The 19,415-nt window shown below is 49.5% G+C and carries 22 protein-coding genes and 1 riboswitch; of the genes, 9 read left to right on the forward strand and 13 right to left on the reverse strand.

Translation table 11 applies throughout. The features are described from left to right. Positions 1 to 5 precede the first annotated feature (5 nt). Both J7619_RS24025 and J7619_RS24030 read left to right on the forward strand, forming a co-directional pair. Positions 6 to 758 (forward strand): succinate dehydrogenase/fumarate reductase iron-sulfur subunit, encoded by a 753-nt coding sequence (locus J7619_RS24025; protein ID WP_211302197.1) that lies wholly within the window; start codon positions 6 to 8, stop codon positions 756 to 758. 124 nt (positions 759 to 882) lie between these two features. Then, complete coding sequence (locus J7619_RS24030) at positions 883 to 1,464, forward strand: Uma2 family endonuclease (RefSeq protein WP_291204784.1); 582 nt, start codon at positions 883 to 885, stop codon at positions 1,462 to 1,464. Positions 1,465 to 1,540: 76 nt separating this feature from the next. Here the strand turns inward: J7619_RS24030 and J7619_RS24035 are convergent, their stop codons facing one another. From J7619_RS24035 to J7619_RS24050, 4 genes are all read right to left on the reverse strand, one after another. Continuing rightward, positions 1,541 to 2,164 (reverse strand): OmpH family outer membrane protein, encoded by a 624-nt coding sequence (locus J7619_RS24035; RefSeq protein ID WP_291204787.1) that lies wholly within the window; start codon positions 2,162 to 2,164, stop codon positions 1,541 to 1,543. A gap of 84 nt (positions 2,165 to 2,248) precedes the next feature. Next, positions 2,249 to 2,614 (reverse strand): hypothetical protein, encoded by a 366-nt coding sequence (locus J7619_RS24040; protein WP_291204790.1) that lies wholly within the window; start codon positions 2,612 to 2,614, stop codon positions 2,249 to 2,251. Positions 2,615 to 2,624: 10 nt separating this feature from the next. Beyond that, complete coding sequence (locus J7619_RS24045) at positions 2,625 to 5,081, reverse strand: penicillin acylase family protein (RefSeq protein WP_291204793.1); 2,457 nt, start codon at positions 5,079 to 5,081, stop codon at positions 2,625 to 2,627. A 37-nt stretch (positions 5,082 to 5,118) separates the two neighbouring features. Beyond that, a complete protein-coding gene (locus J7619_RS24050; protein ID WP_291204796.1) occupies positions 5,119 to 5,850 on the reverse strand; it encodes a copper homeostasis protein CutC in 732 nt (243 codons plus the stop codon). A gap of 252 nt (positions 5,851 to 6,102) precedes the next feature. On the opposite strand from J7619_RS24050, the gene J7619_RS24055 reads away from it, so the two are divergent. Together J7619_RS24055 and J7619_RS24060 are read left to right on the forward strand one after the other, a co-directional pair. Further along, a complete protein-coding gene (locus J7619_RS24055; protein WP_013927448.1) occupies positions 6,103 to 6,324 on the forward strand; it encodes a DUF2795 domain-containing protein in 222 nt (73 codons plus the stop codon). A gap of 188 nt (positions 6,325 to 6,512) precedes the next feature. Beyond that, positions 6,513 to 7,166, forward strand: coding sequence for a helix-turn-helix domain-containing protein (locus tag J7619_RS24060; RefSeq protein WP_291204799.1), 654 nt, complete (start codon positions 6,513 to 6,515; stop codon positions 7,164 to 7,166). On the opposite strand, the gene J7619_RS24065 is transcribed toward J7619_RS24060, so the two are convergent. The 3 genes from J7619_RS24065 to J7619_RS24075 all read right to left on the reverse strand — a co-directional run bounded on the left by J7619_RS24065 (position 7,135) and on the right by J7619_RS24075 (position 10,186). Beyond that, positions 7,135 to 8,424, reverse strand: coding sequence for a voltage-gated chloride channel family protein (locus J7619_RS24065; RefSeq protein ID WP_291204802.1), 1,290 nt, complete (start codon positions 8,422 to 8,424; stop codon positions 7,135 to 7,137). The two genes, J7619_RS24060 and J7619_RS24065, sit on opposite strands and share 32 nt — an antisense overlap. 30 nt (positions 8,425 to 8,454) lie before the next feature. Continuing rightward, a riboswitch (Fluoride riboswitch) is annotated at positions 8,455 to 8,519 on the reverse strand. Positions 8,520 to 8,602: 83 nt separating this feature from the next. After that, positions 8,603 to 8,962 (reverse strand): DUF3127 domain-containing protein, encoded by a 360-nt coding sequence (locus J7619_RS24070; RefSeq protein ID WP_291204806.1) that lies wholly within the window; start codon positions 8,960 to 8,962, stop codon positions 8,603 to 8,605. A 78-nt stretch (positions 8,963 to 9,040) separates the two neighbouring features. Then, the gene (locus J7619_RS24075) at positions 9,041 to 10,186 is read right to left on the reverse strand and encodes a cystathionine gamma-synthase (RefSeq protein ID WP_291204809.1); all 1,146 of its coding nucleotides are present in this window, start codon (positions 10,184 to 10,186) and stop codon (positions 9,041 to 9,043) included. 153 nt (positions 10,187 to 10,339) lie between these two features. Between J7619_RS24075 and J7619_RS24080 the strand changes: the two genes are divergently transcribed. The 5 genes from J7619_RS24080 to J7619_RS24100 all read left to right on the forward strand — a co-directional run bounded on the left by J7619_RS24080 (position 10,340) and on the right by J7619_RS24100 (position 15,164). After that, a complete protein-coding gene (locus tag J7619_RS24080) occupies positions 10,340 to 11,026 on the forward strand; it encodes a VTT domain-containing protein (RefSeq protein ID WP_291204812.1) in 687 nt (228 codons plus the stop codon). A 125-nt stretch (positions 11,027 to 11,151) separates the two neighbouring features. After that, positions 11,152 to 12,735, forward strand: coding sequence for a sodium:solute symporter (locus J7619_RS24085; protein ID WP_291204814.1), 1,584 nt, complete (start codon positions 11,152 to 11,154; stop codon positions 12,733 to 12,735). 67 nt (positions 12,736 to 12,802) lie between these two features. Beyond that, a complete protein-coding gene (locus J7619_RS24090; RefSeq protein ID WP_291204817.1) occupies positions 12,803 to 13,777 on the forward strand; it encodes a dihydrodipicolinate synthase family protein in 975 nt (324 codons plus the stop codon). Between the two features lie 36 nt (positions 13,778 to 13,813). After that, positions 13,814 to 14,137 carry an RNA polymerase sigma factor gene (locus J7619_RS24095; protein WP_291204820.1) on the forward strand — a complete coding sequence of 108 codons (324 nt, stop codon included), beginning with the start codon at positions 13,814 to 13,816 and terminating at the stop codon, positions 14,135 to 14,137. A 151-nt stretch (positions 14,138 to 14,288) separates the two neighbouring features. Then, complete coding sequence (locus J7619_RS24100; RefSeq protein WP_291204823.1) at positions 14,289 to 15,164, forward strand: AraC family transcriptional regulator; 876 nt, start codon at positions 14,289 to 14,291, stop codon at positions 15,162 to 15,164. Here J7619_RS24100 and J7619_RS24105 read toward each other — a convergent pair whose 3' ends face one another. The 6 genes from J7619_RS24105 to prfB form a co-directional block, all read right to left on the reverse strand. Beyond that, complete coding sequence (locus tag J7619_RS24105; protein ID WP_106593986.1) at positions 15,165 to 15,599, reverse strand: DoxX family protein; 435 nt, start codon at positions 15,597 to 15,599, stop codon at positions 15,165 to 15,167. Positions 15,600 to 15,693: 94 nt separating this feature from the next. Next, positions 15,694 to 16,977, reverse strand: a complete 1,284-nt coding sequence (locus J7619_RS24110; RefSeq protein WP_291204828.1) for an MFS transporter — start codon at positions 16,975 to 16,977, stop codon at positions 15,694 to 15,696. A gap of 24 nt (positions 16,978 to 17,001) precedes the next feature. Beyond that, entirely contained in the window at positions 17,002 to 17,796 is a 795-nt protein-coding gene (locus J7619_RS24115; RefSeq protein WP_291204831.1) for an alpha/beta fold hydrolase, read from the reverse strand. Beyond that, a complete protein-coding gene (locus tag J7619_RS24120) occupies positions 17,789 to 18,052 on the reverse strand; it encodes a type II toxin-antitoxin system RelE/ParE family toxin (protein WP_291204834.1) in 264 nt (87 codons plus the stop codon). Before J7619_RS24120 ends, J7619_RS24115 begins: the two co-directional genes overlap by 8 nt. Next, positions 18,045 to 18,236, reverse strand: a complete 192-nt coding sequence (locus tag J7619_RS24125; protein ID WP_291204837.1) for a hypothetical protein — start codon at positions 18,234 to 18,236, stop codon at positions 18,045 to 18,047. The genes J7619_RS24120 and J7619_RS24125 overlap by 8 nt, the downstream gene beginning before the upstream one ends. A gap of 103 nt (positions 18,237 to 18,339) precedes the next feature. Further along, positions 18,340 to 19,414, reverse strand: a protein-coding gene (prfB, locus tag J7619_RS24130) for a peptide chain release factor 2 (protein WP_291204840.1) whose coding sequence is annotated in 2 segments (ribosomal slippage) — positions 18,340 to 19,353 and positions 19,355 to 19,414 — 1,074 coding nt in all. Because the reading frame shifts where the segments join, the coding sequence is not laid out codon by codon here. Position 19,415 lies beyond the last annotated feature (1 nt).

Consider the following 19,415-nt stretch of genomic DNA (forward strand, 5'->3'; position numbering starts at 1 on the left):
GAAATATGAGGTTGTCTCTGAAAGTGTGGAGACAAAGCAATACAGACGCAGCGGGAGGTTTCGAAGACTACAAGCTGGACAACGTTTCCCCTGATATGTCATTTCTTGAAATGTTCGATGTACTCAACGAGCAGCTCATCGAAGAAGGAAAGGAACCTGTTGCATTCGACCACGACTGCCGTGAAGGTATTTGCGGGATGTGTTCGATGTATATCAATGGCCGTCCGCATGGCCCTCTGCGCGGGGTTACTACCTGCCAGCTGCATATGCGTTCGTTCAAAGACGGTGACACCATCGTGGTAGAGCCGTGGAGAGCGCAGGCTTTCCCGGTTATCAAGGACTTGGTGGTTGACCGTGATGCGTTCGACCGCGTGATCTCTGCCGGTGGTTTTGTTTCTGTAAATACCGGTAATGCACAGGACGCAAACTCATTACCGATTGCAAAAGAAGCGGCAGACGACGCATTCGCGGCGGCAGCGTGTATCGGTTGCGGCGCTTGTGTAGCGGCTTGCAAAAATGCATCTGCGATGCTCTTCGTATCCGCCAAAATCTCCCAGCTGGCATTGTTGCCGCAAGGACAGGCAGAACGCAGCATCCGTGCCGAGAAAATGGTCGCTCAAATGGATGCAGAAGGTTTCGGAGCCTGCACCAACACCGGTGCGTGCTCGGCAGAATGCCCGAAAGAAATCAGCCTCGAAAACATCGCCCGCATGAACCGCGAGTACATCGGTGCGAAATTCTCTTCTTCGGCGGTTTAAGGATATATTTAATGCAATGCAGGGCAGTCGGTTTCCGGCTGCCCTGTTTTGTTTTTGAGGGGTAAGCCTTGAATCTGTTAGTGTTTCAAAATGTTTATATTGCATTAGGTAAGGAAACAACAACATGGATACGATAGAATTGAGATATAAGCCCCTGCGTCTTGACGATGATGAATTCTATGAATTTTGCAGGGAGAATGATCAACTCAAAATTGAGAGGGATAGCGAAGGGACGATCTATATTATGTCGAATACTGGCGGAAAGACAGGCAAATTGAATGCGATCATCATTTACTGGCTGATGCACTGGCATCTCGCGAGGGACTTTGGTCATGTTTTTGAGTCATCGACAGCCTTTCGTCTTCCAAATACCTCCGTTAGGTCTCCTGACGCTTCGTGGATTTCCAATGAGAAATGGGAGCATTTGACAGATAGCGAACAAACAAAGTTTCCGCCCATTTGCCCTGATTTTGTTATAGAACTACTCTCGGCGAATGATGATTTGAAAATCATTCAGAAGAAAGTGCAAGACGAGTGGATAGGCAATGGGTGCAAGTTGGCCTGGCTCATCGATCCGTTTACAGAAACTGTTTTCGTTTATCGACCCAATGCAGATGTTGAGATTTTCAACGGTTTTAGCCAACAATTATCAGGAGGAAATGTGTTGCCGGGATTCGAATTTGATTTGAGCAAGCTGAAGATATAAAACCAGTTTATGCAAAAAAACGAAGCAGACGATCTTTTGACCGTCTGCTTCGTTTTTTTGCAGGCTAACTTCGAAATTACTTTTTCTTAGTAGTATCAGCCGGAGCAGCTGCTTTGCCTGAGCTCTTATATTCTTTGTTCAGACCGTCGATGATCTTCTGGGTTACGTCCAATGAAGGGTTGGCAAACAAGATGCCGCCGCCCAGGGAATAGCCAAGAACGTACTCGTAGCCATTTTCCTTGTTGTATTTATCGATGTAAGAACGGATGTTTTTGTAAAGTTCTTCGTTCTTTTTAGCCTCTTCCTGGCCCAGAGCTTGCGCCGACTGATCGCGGTAGGCCATCAGGTCCTGCTGCTTTTTCATGAGCTGCGCTTCTGTGGAACGAGCTTGCTCGGGAGTCATGGTGGCTGCGCGTTGCTGGAAGAAAGCCACTTCATTTTGCAAAGAGCGTCCTTTGGTAGTCAGCTCGTTTTCAAGCTGGAAATTCTTGTTTTCAAGCTCTTTTCTGGTATCCTTGAAGAAATCGTAGTTTTTCAGAAGTGAATCCACCTGAACGTAAACAGTGCGGCGGCCTTCCACTACTGCACCATCTGCGGCTGCACCGGCGTCTGACGATTTGCTTGAAAAATGAAGGAAGAATAACACCGCCACAGCAAGCGAAAGGACGACGTTCCAGATCAATGAAGTATTGTTGTTCACGTTTTTAAGGTTTATTGTTTTTGAACGAGCCGCAAAGATAATGATTTGTGTTTAAGTACAATGAATAAGGCCAGGCCGCGGGTTTTACGAGGCTGGTCCCGACAGCGGCACCGGATGCCGGCGGAAGATCTGACGCACCCAATATCCGGCCAGGCCAGAAAAGCCGCCCACAAGGCCTCCTATGAGGGCCGTTACAAGCAAAAGCAGGATGCCGTTCGGCAACATGAATATCTTCGCAACACGGTCGGAGAGGGCGCCATCGGAGATGAAATGCTGGTAATACCCATAAAGCAGCCAGGGCACGGCGATACCGCCGAAGCCCGCCCAAAATGCCCCGGAGGATCGGGAAGGCCGCCATAGCAGGATCACAAATGGGACAATGGCGATTATCCACCATGGAGTAAAGATTTGTAATACTGCCGATAGAATGGCTATAATCAGAAAATTCATAAGTTCCGGTTTAACGTTTTTGCAATACAAGACTGGATGCCAGGTGGGGCACTTTCTGGTCCGGTGACGTGAGGAATATCAATTCATTGAGCTCACCCTTCTCCCATTTTTTTAGCAGATTGAGATAGTAGGGGCTGCCCGGATTGCCCGATTGGCCTCCCGGATAAATTCCGTAAGCTCGGGGCGTAGGACCCAGTTCGACGACCATCCGCCACGACGGCCCCTTGCGTTTCGTCATCGCATTCACAATGCTGCTGCCACCGCCCGTTACCAACGAAGGCGCGTTGAACGGCTTGATACTTCTGCTTAAATGCCTTATTTCAGCATCTTTCACCTTCGACCATTGCCACTCGGGACTCATTGCTCCCCTGCGCGCAGTGAGCGTGTCGAGCGACGCGTTAAAGCTTTGGTAAACCAGGTCAGGCAATGTCTCTTTTTCGGGGGTATTTATATTATCGAACCATTTTTCATTTGGTTGTTTCAAAATCAGATACAACGTCCGGTCCCGCGAGGGATATTCCATTGGTGCTTCGGGAGAAGAGAAGTCGTCATTCCAGATGGCCTGACCCAGTAGTGGAAACCAGGTTTCAAAAATCGACGCCGCGATGGATTCCGGAGCATTCTGATAATTCCAGTTCGAGAGCAGGATATGGGCCGCTTTTTGTTTTGGCGTTAATGACCGGGTTTCGAGAATGGTCAGCAGTTTGGGCAGTAATGTGCGGGCCAATACACTGAAATTGTCGTTTTGCAGCATCCGGAGGCTGTCCGCATTGGCATTGGTCATTGCTTGCAGGCGCTCGTTGATACGTATCCCGCGCTCGGACGGCGCAAAGCTCCAGTTGATATAATAAGGATACGTGGTATCGGCGGAAGATTGGTTTGCGCTGCTGACAAAACCTCTTGGCGGATTTTTTACGAACGGGTTTTGTTCGGCGGGAATCCAGCCGTGCCAGTCGTCGGCGAGAGAGGAACCATCCAGTAGGAATTTGCCCTGTTCCTTGTATTTCAAAGGAATTTTCCCATTCACAGTAATGGCGATATTCTTTTCATTGTCCGCAAATACGAAGTTTTGTGCGGGGCCGACGTAATGGGTCAAAGCCTTACGGTAATCGTCGTAGGTTTTGGCCTTGTTGAGCTCATAAAATGTGATGAAGCTGTTACCCGGCTCATGACCGATCCATTTAATCGCCAGGTTGGGCAAATTCCCGAACGTGCCGTCCGAATCGGTAACAGGTCCGTGGTGTGTATAAATGATCTGTTCCCGGTAGGGTTTCAGCTGGCCTTTAACATGGATGATCTCCTCGCGCTTATGCGTGGGTTTCCATTGACTATCATGCCAATAGAAATTTCGGTATTCATTTTTGAATTTGATTTTATACAAATCGAAAACATCGGCATCCACGTTGGTAACCCCCCAGGCGACGCGCTCATTGAAACCAATGATCACACTGGGAATGCCTGGCAGCGACACGCCATACACATTCATGTTCGGCGAATGCAGCTGCACCTGGTACCATATCGACGGCAGCGATAGTTCGAGGTGCGGGTCGTTAGCGAGGATAGGATAGCCGGTGATGGATTTTTCGGCACCTACCGCCCAGTTGTTACTGCCGATGCCTTCTTCCTTAGGGGCTCTTGGTGGCAGTGCAGTCAACGGTTTTGCGGACAACAGGCCGCTGTCGCCCGGTACTATTGGCAGAACGGCTCTGGGGATCGGCAGCTTAGGGAAGTCCCAAGCTGTGCCCGATGGGATAATCGGGCTTTCCTGTAACATCGGATAGTCCGGGAAAAGCTGAGCGATGGTTTCCCGGCCGTATTTTTTCAATGCATTGGTCATGGCCAGCTCGTTGGAACGCCCCGCGAGCGTGAGCGTCATCTGTTCAAGCATATACATGGTATTAATCGGTTTCCAGGGCTCCGGTTTGTATCCAAGAAGTTTGAATTCAATAGGATAATCCTTCGGAGCCAGTTGCCGGATAAACGCATTCACACCAGCTGTGTAGCCCAGTAGTGCTTCCCGCGAGCGGGGATCGGTCATCGCTACTTTGAGATTGGCTTCTGCGCCGTAACCCATTCCCAAACGGCGGCTCTGCTGGTCAAGCGTGAGTGTGGCCGGGCCCAGTATTTCGGAAAGCCGGCCCGCTGCGGCGCGGGTTTGCAGGTCCATTTGCCAGAGCCGGTCTTTGGCGGTAATGTAGCCCTGCGCGTAAAAAAGGTCGAAGTCGTTTTGGGCAAAAATGTGCGGTACGCCGGAATCGTCGAAGCGGATCGTCACCTCATTGCGCAGGCTGTCGAGGTGCAGGGTTACGCGTGTTTTGGGGTCGATAACTTCCTCGCTGTTTTGCCATAACCCGCAAAAAGGGCTCAGGAACGGCCCCAACGCGGGTGCGGGAGCCCAAGGCTTGTCCAGCACATACACGAGCCCGGCGGTGATTGCGATAAACAGAATTGCCTTTACGAACTTCATAGAGAGGATGTTGATGTACTTTTACCAGAAAAAGGCGTCATTCTGAAACGGCCTGCACCATGGCCTCGACCAGTTCGAGGTCCGAGTACATGACCGACTTTTCGTCCGGAATTTCTCCGGCCATTGAAATGCCCTCAGGGAAAAACTTCTGCCGTGCGGGCCGGAATTTTTTAGCAGTTAAATGTAATGCATGTACGCCGGCAGCTTTGAGCTCAGCCGCATTGTTGTGGTTCACGCCGCCACCTGCCATGATTTCGATTTTTCCATCGGCTTCTCTGGAGAGTTTACCGAGCAGTTCGGTCGCCTGAATGGCCGAAGGCTTCTGCCCGGACGTAAGGATACGCTCCGCACCGGTGGCGATAATATCTTTCAGGGCCTTCATCGGATCGGGCGTGAGATCGAATGCGCGATGGAAGGTTACCTTTAATGGCGCCGCGTAGTCGACCAGCGCTTTGGTGCGCGCCACGTCCACGTTGCCGTCGGGCATGAGAATGCCCAGCACGACGCCGTTAGCGCCCAGTTTTTTGGCCAGATCGATGTCTTTCCGCATGATTTCTTCCTCAAAAAAATCATAGACGAAATCCCCGCCACGCGGCCTGATCATCACATATAGCTGAATGTCAATGTTTTTTCTTACGATTTCGATGAGTCCGGCACTGGGTGTGGTACCGCCTTCGCCGAGCCCTCCGCATAGCTCAATTCTGCCCGCCCCGCCGGCCTGCGCATTGATACAGGATTCCAGTGAGTAAGCACAAATTTCAATAGTCATAATATGGTATTTGTAATGGTGAGGGAAATTAAGGGTTTTTCGGGGAGAGGGGAAATATGGAGATGCTCCGGTAGAGACTTTACTTGCAGTGTTGGTTTTAAATTACTGTAATTCAGTCTGTTAATCGTAAAAAGAAAATAAAATTTGTAACCCGGCAATTATTTTTCTTTTTTTTTGCTTTAAGCTTTTAAAAGATAGCAAATTTTTTACTTTTGCAGAAAAGTAAAGTAACCATTAATAGGCGAAAATATTATGTACTGGACTCTCGAACTCGCATCGTACCTTGAAGATGCTCCCTGGCCAGCTACCAAAGACGAGCTAATTGACTTTGCAATCAGAACAGGCGCTCCGTTAGAAGTAGTTGAAAACCTTCAGGAGCTTGAAGATGATGGGCAGCCTTATGAAAGCATTGAAGAGATTTGGCCCGACTATCCCACGAAAGACGATTTCTTTTTCAACGAAGACGAATACTAAATGCAAACGGCACTCTATCGGTGCCGTTTTTTTATGATATATGGTCCGCTTTTTTACGTGACTCACTCCCCATAATTTTTTAAATCTGACAAAAGGAATGTAAATTGTTAGCGTTAACAAATGAGGAGGACGAGGTAAGTTACCGAAAGTGATTTAGTCATAACTCATAATTTATCCATTCCAACCCGATGGAGCTTCGATTGTTGAAAGAGCTGGTTAAGAAAGGTGAGGGGGAACATCTGGAATTCAAACTGAAATCCAATCACCCCGAAAAGATCGTCCGCGAAGTGGTTGCTTTCGCAAATTCAGGTGGCGGCAAGCTGCTGGTCGGAGTGGGTGACGACAAGACCATCAAGGGCCTCAAAGATGCAGAAGAGGACGAATTTACGCTCACCCGGGCGATCGACAAATTCATTTATCCCAAAATAAGTTTTAAAAAAGAGCGTGTGGCCATCACACCTGACCGGGACGTGCTCGTGCTGACGATCCCCAGGAGCGTCGACAAGCCGCATTATGTGGTGGACGATACGGGTGCGCGCCAGGCGTACATCCGAGTGGAAGACAAATCCATCCAGGCCAGCCGCGAAATGAAGGAAATTATGCGCCGGGGCCGCGGCGAGCGGGACATCAGTTTTCAATATGGCGATAAGGAGGAAAAACTGATGAAGCTGCTCGACGAAAAGGAGTCCGTAACGGTGGATTTGTTCGCGACGGTTGCCGGCATTCCGCGTAAAATGGCTTCTAACACGTTGGTGGTTATGGTATTGGCGCGAATCCTGGAAGTGCATCCGCACGAAATGATCGATAAGTTTACCATGTCGATGGCTTATCAGTCGAGCTAGTTTTGGGCCCACCGTAGACTTGTGAACGGTAAATACTCGTGTGTCCGGACAGGAGGTACGAGACCACGCAGGCTATTGCTACAAAAACGCCGCATTCGCTCCCGAACAGTTCGATGCCCATCAGTATGCAGGCAAGCGGCGTGTTGGTGGCGCCGGCAAATACCGCAACGAAACCCATGCCCGCGAGTAGTCCCACCGGTAAGGGGATAAAATATGATAATGCATTGCCCAGCGTAGCACCAATGAAGAATAGCGGCGTCACTTCGCCTCCCTTGAACCCCGCGCTGAGCGTTATGATGGTGAAAATGATTTTTAATGCAAAATCATACGGAGCCAGTTGTGTTGTAAATGACTCGACAATCACCGGAATCCCCAAGCCGATGTAGCGTGTTCCGATCAGCCATACACCCGCGGAAACGATTAATCCGCCCACAACAGGTCTGAGCGGCGGAAAAGCGATGTGTTGTTTGAATTGTTGGGCACAAAAATGAATGGTTTTGCTGAAAGCCGCCGCTATGATGCCGAACGCTATTCCCGCAAGAATGGCGTAGATAATGTTGGCAAAAGACATTTCGGGAATGGCTGGAATGTGGTAATGCGTGTGCTTCACTTGCCATGAATCGGTGACGAGGCTCGCAATGATCGCGGAAGCAAATGCGGGGAAAATAGCGTCGTATTTTAATCTTCCTGTCAAAAACACTTCCAGCCCAAAAATAGCCCCGGCCAGCGGGGTGCCGAAAACTGAGCCGAAGCCGGCGCTAATGGCTGATATGAGCAGGATTTTGCGGTCATAGGCATTCAGCTTGCAGAGTTTGCTGAATTGCTCGCCAATGGCCCCGGCCATTTGCAGCGCGGTGCCTTCGCGGCCTGCCGACCCGCCGAATAAATGTGTGGTAACTGTCCCGAGCAGCACGAAAGGTGCCATCCTGAAACGGATGAATTCCTTAGGATCATGAATCGTTTCGATGAGCAGGTTATTTCCCCGCTCCACTTCCTTCCCGAAATAATGGTAAAGCAAGCCGATAGCGAAACCGGCGACGGGCAGCAGCCAGATGATCCAGGTGTTCGATTCCCTTATTTGTGTAGCCCAATCAAGCGAAACGAGGAAGAATGCGGAAGCTGAACCGATCAAGGCGCCGGTTACGGAGCATATGACGAGCCATTTTACAATGTATAATGTAGAAGGGAACCTCCTGTTAAAGTCGGTAAGCTGGCTGAAAAATGATTTGGATCGGACTAACGGCTTTTGAACGGACATAGTAATACCTGGTGATAATGAGCATTTTTCGTTATACCAGGCGCCATCAGCTTTTTAGGGCGGTTAAATAGGAAGACACCATTTCCTTTTTCGTAAAAGTAGCAAAAAATCTTCGTGTAAAAATAAATCGCCAACACCCAAAGGTATTGGCGATTTGGCATAGCTTGTGTTTCGGTGATCAGAACGGGAGGTCGTCCGATTCGTCTTCGGTGAAAGTGGTGACCGGAGGCAATGGCGAGCCGCCTGCGTTGTAACCGGCGTTACCGCCGCTTGCTCCTGCTTTCTCTACTTTCCATGCGCGCACCTCAGTGTACCAGCGGGAGTTGTACTCGCGGCTTTCCACATCGATAGAAGCGGTTACCGAGTCGTTCACTTGCAGGTTAGCCTGGTCAATTTTGTCACCCCAAAGTGAGATACACACTTTTTTAGGGTATTGAGAAGGTATTTCAAGAATGAATTCCTGCTTGCGCCACATTCCGTTTTTTCCCTGGCCGGTAACTTCCGGCAGCAATGAAATGACTGTTCCTGATACTTCCATTGATAATATGTTTTTTAGTGTCGTTTCAAAAATGGTTCCAAAAGTAAGGTTTTTGGCCGTCGATTGCAACGCTGATTGCTAATCGGTACCGATCGCCTGGTCGAGATCCGCGATAAGATCTTCTACATCCTCGATACCCACACTGAGGCGTATCAATGTGTCTTTCAACCCTATTTTCAGTCGTTCTTCACGCGGCATACCCCCGTGCGACATGCTTGCGGGGTGCGTACAAAGTGATTCTACTCCGCCGAGCGATTCTCCCAGGGCAAAAACCTCCAACCGTTCCATGGTACGAACGGCTTTTTCATAACTGTCGTCTTGCAGTTCAAAAGAAACAACACCGCCGAAGCCCCGCATTTGCTTTGCCGCCAACTCGTGTCCGGGGTGGTCGGGGAGGCCCGGGTAATACACCTTCCCGACTTTGGGATGTGCGGCGAGCCAAACAGCCACTTGTCCGGCATTCTCGCAATGGCGCTGCATTCTTATATGTAATGTTTTAATTCCCCTTAATACCAAAAAGCAATCTTGCGGCCCCGGTACCGCGCCGCTGGCATTCTGAATAAATTTTAGCTCACTAGCCAGTTCGTCATTATCCGTAATCAATGCCCCCATTACCGTGTCGGAATGGCCACCAAGGTATTTCGTGACCGAATGCATGACGATATCCGCGCCGAGGTCCAGCGGGTTTTGGAGGTAGGGGGATGCAAAGGTATTATCGACGCAGGTCAGAACGTTTCGTTCCCTACAAATGCGCGCGATTTGTTCAATATCGATGATTTTCAGCAATGGGTTGGTCGGTGTTTCCAGCCAAACGAGTTTCGTGTTTTCCGATAGCAGGCGATCGATTTGGCCCACTTCCTCAATATCCACAAATTTGAAAACCAGCCCCAATGGCTCGAAAATGCGTTTCATGAGCCGGTAGGTGCCGCCGTAAATGTCGCTGGGCGCAATGATCTCGTCGCCGGGTTTGAACAATTTCAAAACGGCATCCGTGGCAGCGAGGCCCGAGGCGTAGCAAATGCCATGCTTACCATTTTCAAGCGCTGCCAACGCCTTCTGTAATGCGGTGCGGGTGGGGTTGCTGCTGCGGGCATATTCGTAGCCTTTATGCTTGCCGGGGCTTTCCTGGACGTAGGTGGAGGTTTGATAAATCGGCGTCATAATGGCACCGGTACTGGGGTCCGGCTCTACGCCTGCGTGTATGGCTTTGGTCGCGAATTTCATTTTTTAGTGGTTATTGTTGCCACGAAGGCACGAACCGTTTTGGTGGAAATTCGGGTGTTCGTGGCATAAAAAATATATTACTACAAAAGCAAGTTCACAAAAACCTTTTGTCAAAACAACTGGTTATCCCATTAGAAAAAAGTCAAATTAGCCTTGGAAACGTCAACACCAAAAAGATTCTCACTTCCGGTCGTCGTAAGTATTCTGATGACGATCGTGCCATTGGTGACGACCTCTATTATAACGGCGTGGGCTATCAATCATGAAAAAATCCTCCGCGAGTTGCCGATCGAATGGTGGCTGGGGGTAACGGTCATCCTCACATTGGCTTCTTCATCCGCGCTCACTCCTCCCACGTTTCTGGCATTGGTGTATGGTTACTTCCTGGGCTGGGCCTCGATCCCGATGCTTTTCGTTCTGAATATCGGCGCGATCGCTATTATATATGTATCGGCACATTTCCTGCATGCGGCTTCTGTCAGGAGTTACCTCATTCAGGTGTACCCGCAGGTTGGAACGTTGTTGCGACGGTTTTATAAAAATGAATTGAGGCTGATTTTTTTCGCCAAATTGTCTCCTGTACTGCCCTTCGCGATTACCAATCTGTTTTTTGCGATGGCCGGCGCACGTTTCAAACAAGTGCTCACGGGGGGAACATTAGGTATGATTCCCCGGACCGTACTGGCCGTCTGGGCCGGCAAGGAAGCACAGGATATCCGTTATCTGCTCGAACATCCGAATGAAGGATTGGCTACCAAACTTGTCTTGATTGCCCTCATCGTGATATCTACCGTCGGCATCGGATATTTCTTCAAAGACAAGAGTACAGTAGAATCCTAGGACGGTTTCAGGCGTTGGAGAGGCTCCTTTGGTAATATCGTACAATAATAGGCTACGAAACGCTACAAATCCATCAGCTTCATCCTGTTTCTTTGTGGTAAAGTTATAAATACCCGAAAAGTAGAATGAAATCCTTACCTTTCATTGATCTCATTATTGTGATTGCCTACCTGGCAGGAATGGTTGCCGTAGGGATTTACTTTTCACGGAAAAACACCAGTGCGGATCAGTTTACCAAAGCATCGGGACGTATTCCTGGCTGGGCGATCGGTATTTCGATTTATGCGACTTTTTTGAGCAGCAATACTTTCCTCGGCGTGCCGGGCAAGGCATTCGGAAGCAACTGGAGTTCCTTTGTTTTCAGCTTGTCGATGCCGTTGGCAGCCTGGGTTGCAACCAAGTTTTTTATTCCCTTTTACAGAAGTACCGGTGAAGTTTCCGCCTACACCCATCTTGAACACCGCTTCGGGCCATGGGCGCGGACTTATGCGGTGATTTGCTTCCTGCTCACGCAGCTCGCCCGCATGGGGTCGATTTTCTTCGGTATTGCATTGAGTTTGCAGGCGCTGACCGGCTATCCGATGTCCACAATCATGGTTGTAGTGGGAATCTGTATTGTTCTGTACACAGTAATGGGAGGAATGGAGGCGGTGATCTGGACAGAGGTGGTGCAGGGTGTGATTAAAACCATCGGTGCGCTGGTTATACTTTACCTGATAGTATCAGGCGTTTCCGGCGGGATGCCGAGCATTATTGAGACTGGAAAGGCGAATGATAAATTCAGCCTGGGGACGCTGGCGCCGGATTTTACCACGGCCTCGTTCTGGGTGATATTACTGTACGGGTTTTTCATGAACCTGAACAACTTCGGGATGGACCAGAACTACGTGCAGCGGTACCATACTACGTCGTCGGCGAAAGAAGCTGCGGGTTCGGTATGGCTTTGCGTGTACCTGTATGTGCCTGTGTCGTTGATATTCTTTTTGTTGGGAACCTGCCTTTTTGCATACTACCAGGGGAATCCGGAGCTGTTACAGACCATTAAAATGCAGGTAGCAGCAGAAAAGCTGCCGGGAGGAACTTCGGATGCGATCGCTAGCCTGGCTGCGACACTCACGCCCGCGGACTATGGCGACAAAGTGATGCCGCATTTCATGGTAACCAAAGTGCCGGTGGGTTTGCTCGGGCTGATTATCGCGGCCATCATGTCGGCTGCGATGAGTACAATCAGTTCGGGAATGAATGCCTCTGCGACGGTATTCTCCGTGGATATTTATCAGAAGTATATCAAATCGGACCTCACATCGCAGCAATCGTTGCGCCTGCTTTACATTGCCACTACCGCTTTCGGTTTGCTCGGAATGGTTACGGGTATTGCGATGATCGGGGTAAAAAGCGTGCTGGACGTGTGGTGGATGCTTTCAGGAATTTTCGCGGGCGGGATGCTCGGGCTGTTCCTGCTGGGTATGATCTCGAAAACTACCAAAAATGCCGAAGCGCTTACAGCAACCATGATCGGGATCGTGGTCATTGTTTGGATGACTTTCTCGACCCAACTTCCCGACACCTATTCCTATTTGCGAAACCCGCTCCACCAGAATATGATCATGGTGGTCGGAACACTGACAATCTTTTTGGCCGGCGTGCTGCTTACCAGACTGAAACGCAAACAACCGGTCGAAAAAGAGGTGCTTTTGCACAGCAAGTAACAGAAGCCCGGTGTATGAGCCGGAATTTCAGAGTGATTTTTCTTACAAGTATTTAAAACCATACACGATGTCATCTGTAACGTCTTCCACCGCGTCGTTGCCGCAAGGCTTCATTCCCGTCATGCTTACCCCTTTCCTGGAAACTGGTGAGGTAGATTATGAAGGATTAAAAGCATTGACGGACCTGTACCTCGAAGCGGGTGCCGCGGGACTGTTTGCCAACTGTCTTTCGAGCGAAATGTACGAGTTGTCGGTGGAAGAGCGGCTGAAAGTTACGCGGACAGTGGTGGAACATACGGCAGGACGAGTACCGGTTGTAGCGACAGGCACCTTCGGAGGACCGATTCCGGAGCAGGCGCAGTTCGTGAAACGTATATATGATACCGGTGTGGAGGCAGTGATTGTAATTACCGGACTGCTGGCAGATGAGGATGAATCGGATGAAGTATTTATCCAGCGGGCAAAGGAGCTGATCAGCCTTACCAGCGGGGTTCCGCTCGGTTTTTATGAATGCCCGGTTCCCTATAAGCGATTGATCAGTAGCGAAGTCCTTGCGGAATTGCTCCCTTCGAACCGTGTTATCTATCACAAAGATACCTGCCTCGATATTGAAGAAGTTATCCGCAGAATCAAAGTGGCCGAGGGCTACCGTTTCGGCCTTTATGATGCTTACATGGTGAATGCGACGGCATCCCTTAAAGCCGGAGCAGCCGGTCTATCCTGCATTCAGGGGAATATTTATCCCGAACTGGTCGTCTGGATTTGCAAAAATTATAACAATGCGGAAAGACAGGAAGATGTAAAGGTGCTGCAAGCATTTTTCGTGGAATCGATGGACATCGTGCATTCAGCTTATCCGATCATCGCGAAGTATTGCCTGCAAAAAAGAGGCTTCCCCATTTCGATGTATACGCGCCGTGATGTGGGCGAGCTGACGGCCGATTTGCAGGAACGAGCCGATCAGCTGTTGGATGAAGTAGACCGGATACAGGCTACGCTCGGGATTCCCAGTGTATTTAAAAAGGCTCTAGAAGCACGTTGAAATAACCCAATCGGATCAAACCCTAAATTTTGAGCTATGACTTTTCCTAACCAGCAAATTTTGGATCGGGTAACCGAGGGGGATGAAGTTGCATTTACGCAACTCCGTTCATACTTCCATGTCGCTGCATTTAAATTTTGTGCCGTTCTCCTGAAAGACGAAACAGAGGCGGAGAATGTCATCAACTCTGTTTTCAACAAAATCTGGAACGAGCGGCTTGATTTGCGAACCGAAGGTAATTTCCAATCTTACCTGTTCTGCAGTCTGAAAGATCAGATTTTTGGAGAGATGCGAAAATACAGCGATCCCGCTGCACGCAAGCAATATCTCGATCGTATACAGTCATTTCGGGCGGGCTGACGGACTTGTTTTTGAAGCCTTAATATTAGTATTACACTATTTAATAGTATTTTTTTAGCATTTTGTCTCTAGCACAGGATGGATTATTAAAAAAATTTCTTTTAAATTGAGCAATGGCAGCCAACCTAAACCCTGCCAGCATTGATTTAAAATGAAACCGCATTTCCATAAGGTCCCTATTCCCTCGAGGACTTCGTTCAGCATCCGTCATGACAAAGACTCTGGCTTCGGCACGGTTTGGCATTACCATCCCGAGCTTGAATTACATTATCTGGTCAAGGGAAAAGGGGTAAGGTTTATCGGAGACAATATCAGCAACTTTTCCGACGGGGAATTGATCCTGCTGGGCGAAAATTTGCCGCACACCTGGCGGGTGGAAGAGGGGGCGAGCAACACGACGGTGGAGGTGGTTATCATTCACTTTTTGCCCAATTGCCTGGGCAGCGAACTGCTCCTGCTGCCGGAAGCCTACCAGATTCCGAAACTGTACGAGCGTGCCAAGAGAGGCTTGTTGATACGCGGCGAGGCCAGGGAAAAGGTCATTCGCCTGATGCATTCCGCAGTGGACGCAGAAAACCTCGACCGGCTGATCGCATTACTTTCGATCCTGAAAATCCTCGCAGAGGCAAGTGAATACGAGACGATCGCTTCGGCGCATGCGTTCTATAAGTCCAATGATGCCGAAACGCTGCGTCTGAACAAAATCTACGCCTACACGCTTTCCAATTACCGCAACGACATTTCATTGCAGGACGTGGCGTCGATCGCCAACCTGGGCATTACATCTTTTTGCAGGTATTTTAAATTGATGACCAAGAAAACCTATAACGATTTTCTGGTAGAGATCAGGATTAGCCAGGCTTGCCGGTTCCTGATTGAAGATAAAATGGCCACCGAAGTGATTTGTTTCGAGTGCGGTTTTAACAATGTTTCCAACTTTTACCGGCATTTCAAGAAGGTTACCGATATGACTCCCCTGGAATACAAGCGGAAATATCTTTACAAAGCCGCACCCGAAATGGCCTGATCATTTGTCGTGGTTCTTCATCCACTCGTCCATCGAGAAACGTCCGGAGCCTACCACGGCAAATGTTATGACCAGGATGAGCGTAATCATCGAAAGCCACAGCTCCGAGTTGAGGTATGAAAAGCCGAGCCGGATATTGACAAAAAATACGGCAGTAAGCAGGATCGGTATTTGAATGATGGATGCGATTCTGGTCAGGCATCCCATTGCGATAAGGAATCCGCCAAAAATGTGCGCAAAAGCTACGTAGTGAACGGCTGTGACGGTGTACAAATGAAAGTCGAGGCCGGTAACCAGATGAGACAACTTGGTGGTATCGCTGATGAAGCTGATACCTTTAGCAAACAAAAATACTCCCAAAGCAATACGAACTATGTCCATCCACGCCGGATGGTGTGTATCGCCCCAATGCTCGATTCGATCCATCATGTTCATAATTTCTCAAATTTTGGTTTCAAGAAAGTTACAGGATTGAATGGACTATGTCAAGAGAAAATGGCTTTTTTCCAAGCATCTTAAAGACTAAAAATCAATGTTTTTCGATCAGGGAAGTGTGTTTAGTGTCTTTCATCCGGATGTAGACGATCAGTGAAATGAAGACGCAGATCGTAACATACCAATAGTACCAGGTCTCGTGCCCCAGGTTTTTGGCCCATAATGCAAGGTATTCCGCCGTCCCGCCGAAAACCGCCACGGCAATTGAATAGGGGAGTCCTACGCCCAGCGCCCGCACCTCCACGGGGAAGAGCTCGGCTTTCACCACCGCGTTAATGGACGTATAGCCGCTCACGATGATCAGCGCGGCCATGAGCAGCCCGAATGCCGGCCACATTTCAGTGGTATGGCTCAATGTGGTAAGGAGAGGATAGGTAAAAATCGTTCCCAAGACCCCGAAACCGATCAACAGCGGCCGGCGCCCAATCCGATCGCTAAGCGCGCCGAAAACCGGCTGCAAGGCGGCAAAAATGAACAGCGAGCAAAAGGTGAGGATAGTCGATTGGTATTTCGTCAAACCCACCGTATTGACGAGGAACTTCTGCATATAGGTAGTGTAGGTATAAAACGCCAATGTACCGCCCGAAGTAAGGCCTATTACCACCAAAACCGCCTTGGGGTGTTTCATCAGCTCTTTCAACGAGCCTTCTTTTTTCTTTGATTGAAATGCTTCTGTCTCGTTCAAATGAGCGCGCAGGTACAATGCAACCAGCGACAATAGCGCACCGATCACGAACGGAATGCGCCAGCCCCAGTCGTGCATTTGCTGGTCGGTGAGGAAGATATTCTGTAAAATGAGTTGTAAACCCAATGCGATTAGCTGCCCGCCGATGAGCGTCACGTATTGAAAACTGGAAAAGAACCCGCGCTTTTCCTCCGTGGCCACTTCGCTGAGATACGTGGCGGAAGTGCCATATTCCCCACCGACGCTGAGGCCCTGGAGTAACCGGGCGATCAACAGCAGCAGCGGCGCCGCAATCCCGATGCTGTTATAGCCGGGGAGGAATGCAATCAGCAGCGAGCCAAGCGACATCAGCAATACCGAAACGGTCATCGCTACTTTACGTCCGCGATTATCCGCCAATTTCCCGAATACAAATCCGCCGATCGGTCGCATCAGGAAGCCCACCGCGAAAATGCCTGCGGTATTGATCAGCTGGACTGTCGGATTAGAATCGGGAAAGAACGTATTGGCAAAATAGAGGGAAAATGCGGAGTAAGCATACCAGTCGTACCATTCGACGAGGTTACCTGCTGAGCCGCCGATGATGGCTTTAAGGCGCCAGGCGGTATCGTCTTTATGTAAAGTTTGCTCCATAAATCGGGATTAGGTTTTCCCAATTTACTTAAATAAAGTGCAAATCCATGTGGCTGCGTGTTCTACCAGCCGGGTGTGGCCGCTTTTTAGTTCAATGTATTGTTTTTCGGGAAGTAGTTCCGCCAGTTTATGTACTGTTTTGGGTTTGAGCAGACTGTCATAAATCCCCGCGAAAAGATAGATCGTTACCCCGTTTGCATTCGCGGTCTTCACCAACGCGGGTATATCAAATCGCAGATCCCGGAATGCGACCCAGGAGCGGTAAATGGTCTGTCTTTTTTCAGGCGTATTTAAAACTTGCTGTGTAAACCGTACAAGGCTTTTGCTGGCCAGTTTTAACGTCCTCGCCACACGCACGCCGGGGAAGAACAGGCCGGGATGTCGCATGAGCCATCCATAAACCCATCGCGCAGGCGGAATGCGCGTAGCGAGCGTGTACATCGGATGCTCGGACACGCCGTCGGGCGCGATCAGGAACGCATTATCGATGTTTTCAGGGAATGCTTCCAAAGTGGCCAGCGCAAATCGCCCGCCAATGCTGAAACCGGTAATGTCGAAGCGGGTGATGTTGTTTTGATTTAGAAAGGATTGAATGCTTTCTTTCCAGGCTGTTTTTGAGATCAGTTCGAATGGCGCGTTGCTGTTTTCGCCGTGAAATGGAAGGTCGAATGCGAAGATAGAGTAATGCGAGCCGAGGGATCCAAGGCCGGGCGCAAAGCATGATACGCCGTCCTGCCCAATGCCGTGGAATGCGAGGAGAATGCGAGGGCCGGAGCCGAGTTGGTTAAAAGGCAGACTTTTGGAAGAATGATCATTCATAGGCCTCGCGGCGATGTTTTACTGCCGATACTTGTACAATCCTGATCTGGTCCTCAATGAAGTAAAGTACCCTGTAATTTCCTACGCGAACGCGGTATTTGTTTTTTGAATTGACCAACTTTTTGCAGCCCGATGGTCTCGGATCGTGAGCAAGTGAACGAATCGCAGGAATGATCTTATTTACTTCCTGGCCGGCAAGTTTTCGTATATCTTTTTGGGCAGAATTGCTAATGATGATTTCGTAAATATCATTCATCAAACTTGCCCTCGGCTTTTAGTTGTTGCACAAAATCTTCAAACGGAATTGATTCTTCATTCATTCTCTCCTCCATCAGCAGAGCATCCAAAATATCCTCTACTATCCGACCGTGTTTTTTCAGATCGATAATCACTTCGGTTTTGTGTCCTTGTGCGTCGGTATTGTATCTGACCCCGATCATGTTGCATTGAAGATTGATTATAATATTAAATTTAAGATAAAACAAAAAGACCTCCAAACACCCTGCTCATTGAAACAGTCCGTTTGAGAGGTCTTTATTGTCTTTACGCTTCCATCAAATAAGCCTTGATGAAACCATTAATATCCCCATTCAGCACCGCTTCGGTGTTCGAAGTCTGGTAGTCGGTGCGGTGGTCTTTTACGCGGCGGTCGTCGAGGACGTAGCTGCGGATTTGCGAGCCCCATTCGATTTTGCGTTTCGAAGCTTCCACTTCGGCGCGGGCCGAGTTACGCTTTTCGAGCTCGATCTGGTACAAGCGTGATTTCAGCAAGCGGATCGCCACCTCTTTGTTCATGAGCTGGGAGCGCTCCTGCTGGCAGGCGATGATGATGCCCGAGGGCTTGTGGTGCAGACGTACCGCGGTTTCCACCTTGTTTACGTTCTGGCCACCGGCGCCGCCCGAGCGGTAGGTGTCCCAGGTAATGTCGGCCATATTCACCTCGATCTCGATGTTGTCGTCCGCGAGCGGGTAGACGTACACGGAGGTGAAGGACGTATGCCGGCGCGCATTCGAGTCGAATGGCGAAATACGGACGAGGCGATGCACGCCGTTCTCCGATTTCAGGTTGCCGTAGGCATATTCGCCGTCGATTTCGAGGGTCACGGATTTTACCCCTGCCACATCGCCATCCTGCAAATCCACCTGGCGCACCTTGTAACCATTCTTTTCGGCCCACATGATGTACATCCGCATGAGCATCGAGGCCCAGTCCTGCGACTCGGTACCACCCGCGCCCGCATTGATTTCGATCACGGCAGGCAGTTCGTCGCCTTCTTCGCCCATCATTTTCCGGAACTCGATTTCGTCCAGTTTGTCGGCGAGTTTTTTGCCTTCTTCGTCCACTTCTTCTTCTGTGGCCTCGTCGGCTTCATAAAATTCCCAGATCGTGTCCAGGTCGTCGCGCAGGCGCGCGAGTTCCTCGTATCCATTGGTCCAGAATTTTAATCCCCGGATCTCCTTCATGACCTTTTCCGCACGGGTCGAGTCGTTCCAGAATTCCGGCTGAACAGTCTGCTGTTCAAGTTGTCCTAGCTGTTGTTTCCGGTTAGCGTAGTCAAAGATACCTCCCCAAAGCCTCTACACGGGCTTTCAAGTCTTTCAATTGCTCTGCAGTCATT

This window comes from Dyadobacter sp., from assembly GCF_017744695.1.
Taxonomy (GTDB): domain Bacteria; phylum Bacteroidota; class Bacteroidia; order Cytophagales; family Spirosomataceae; genus Dyadobacter.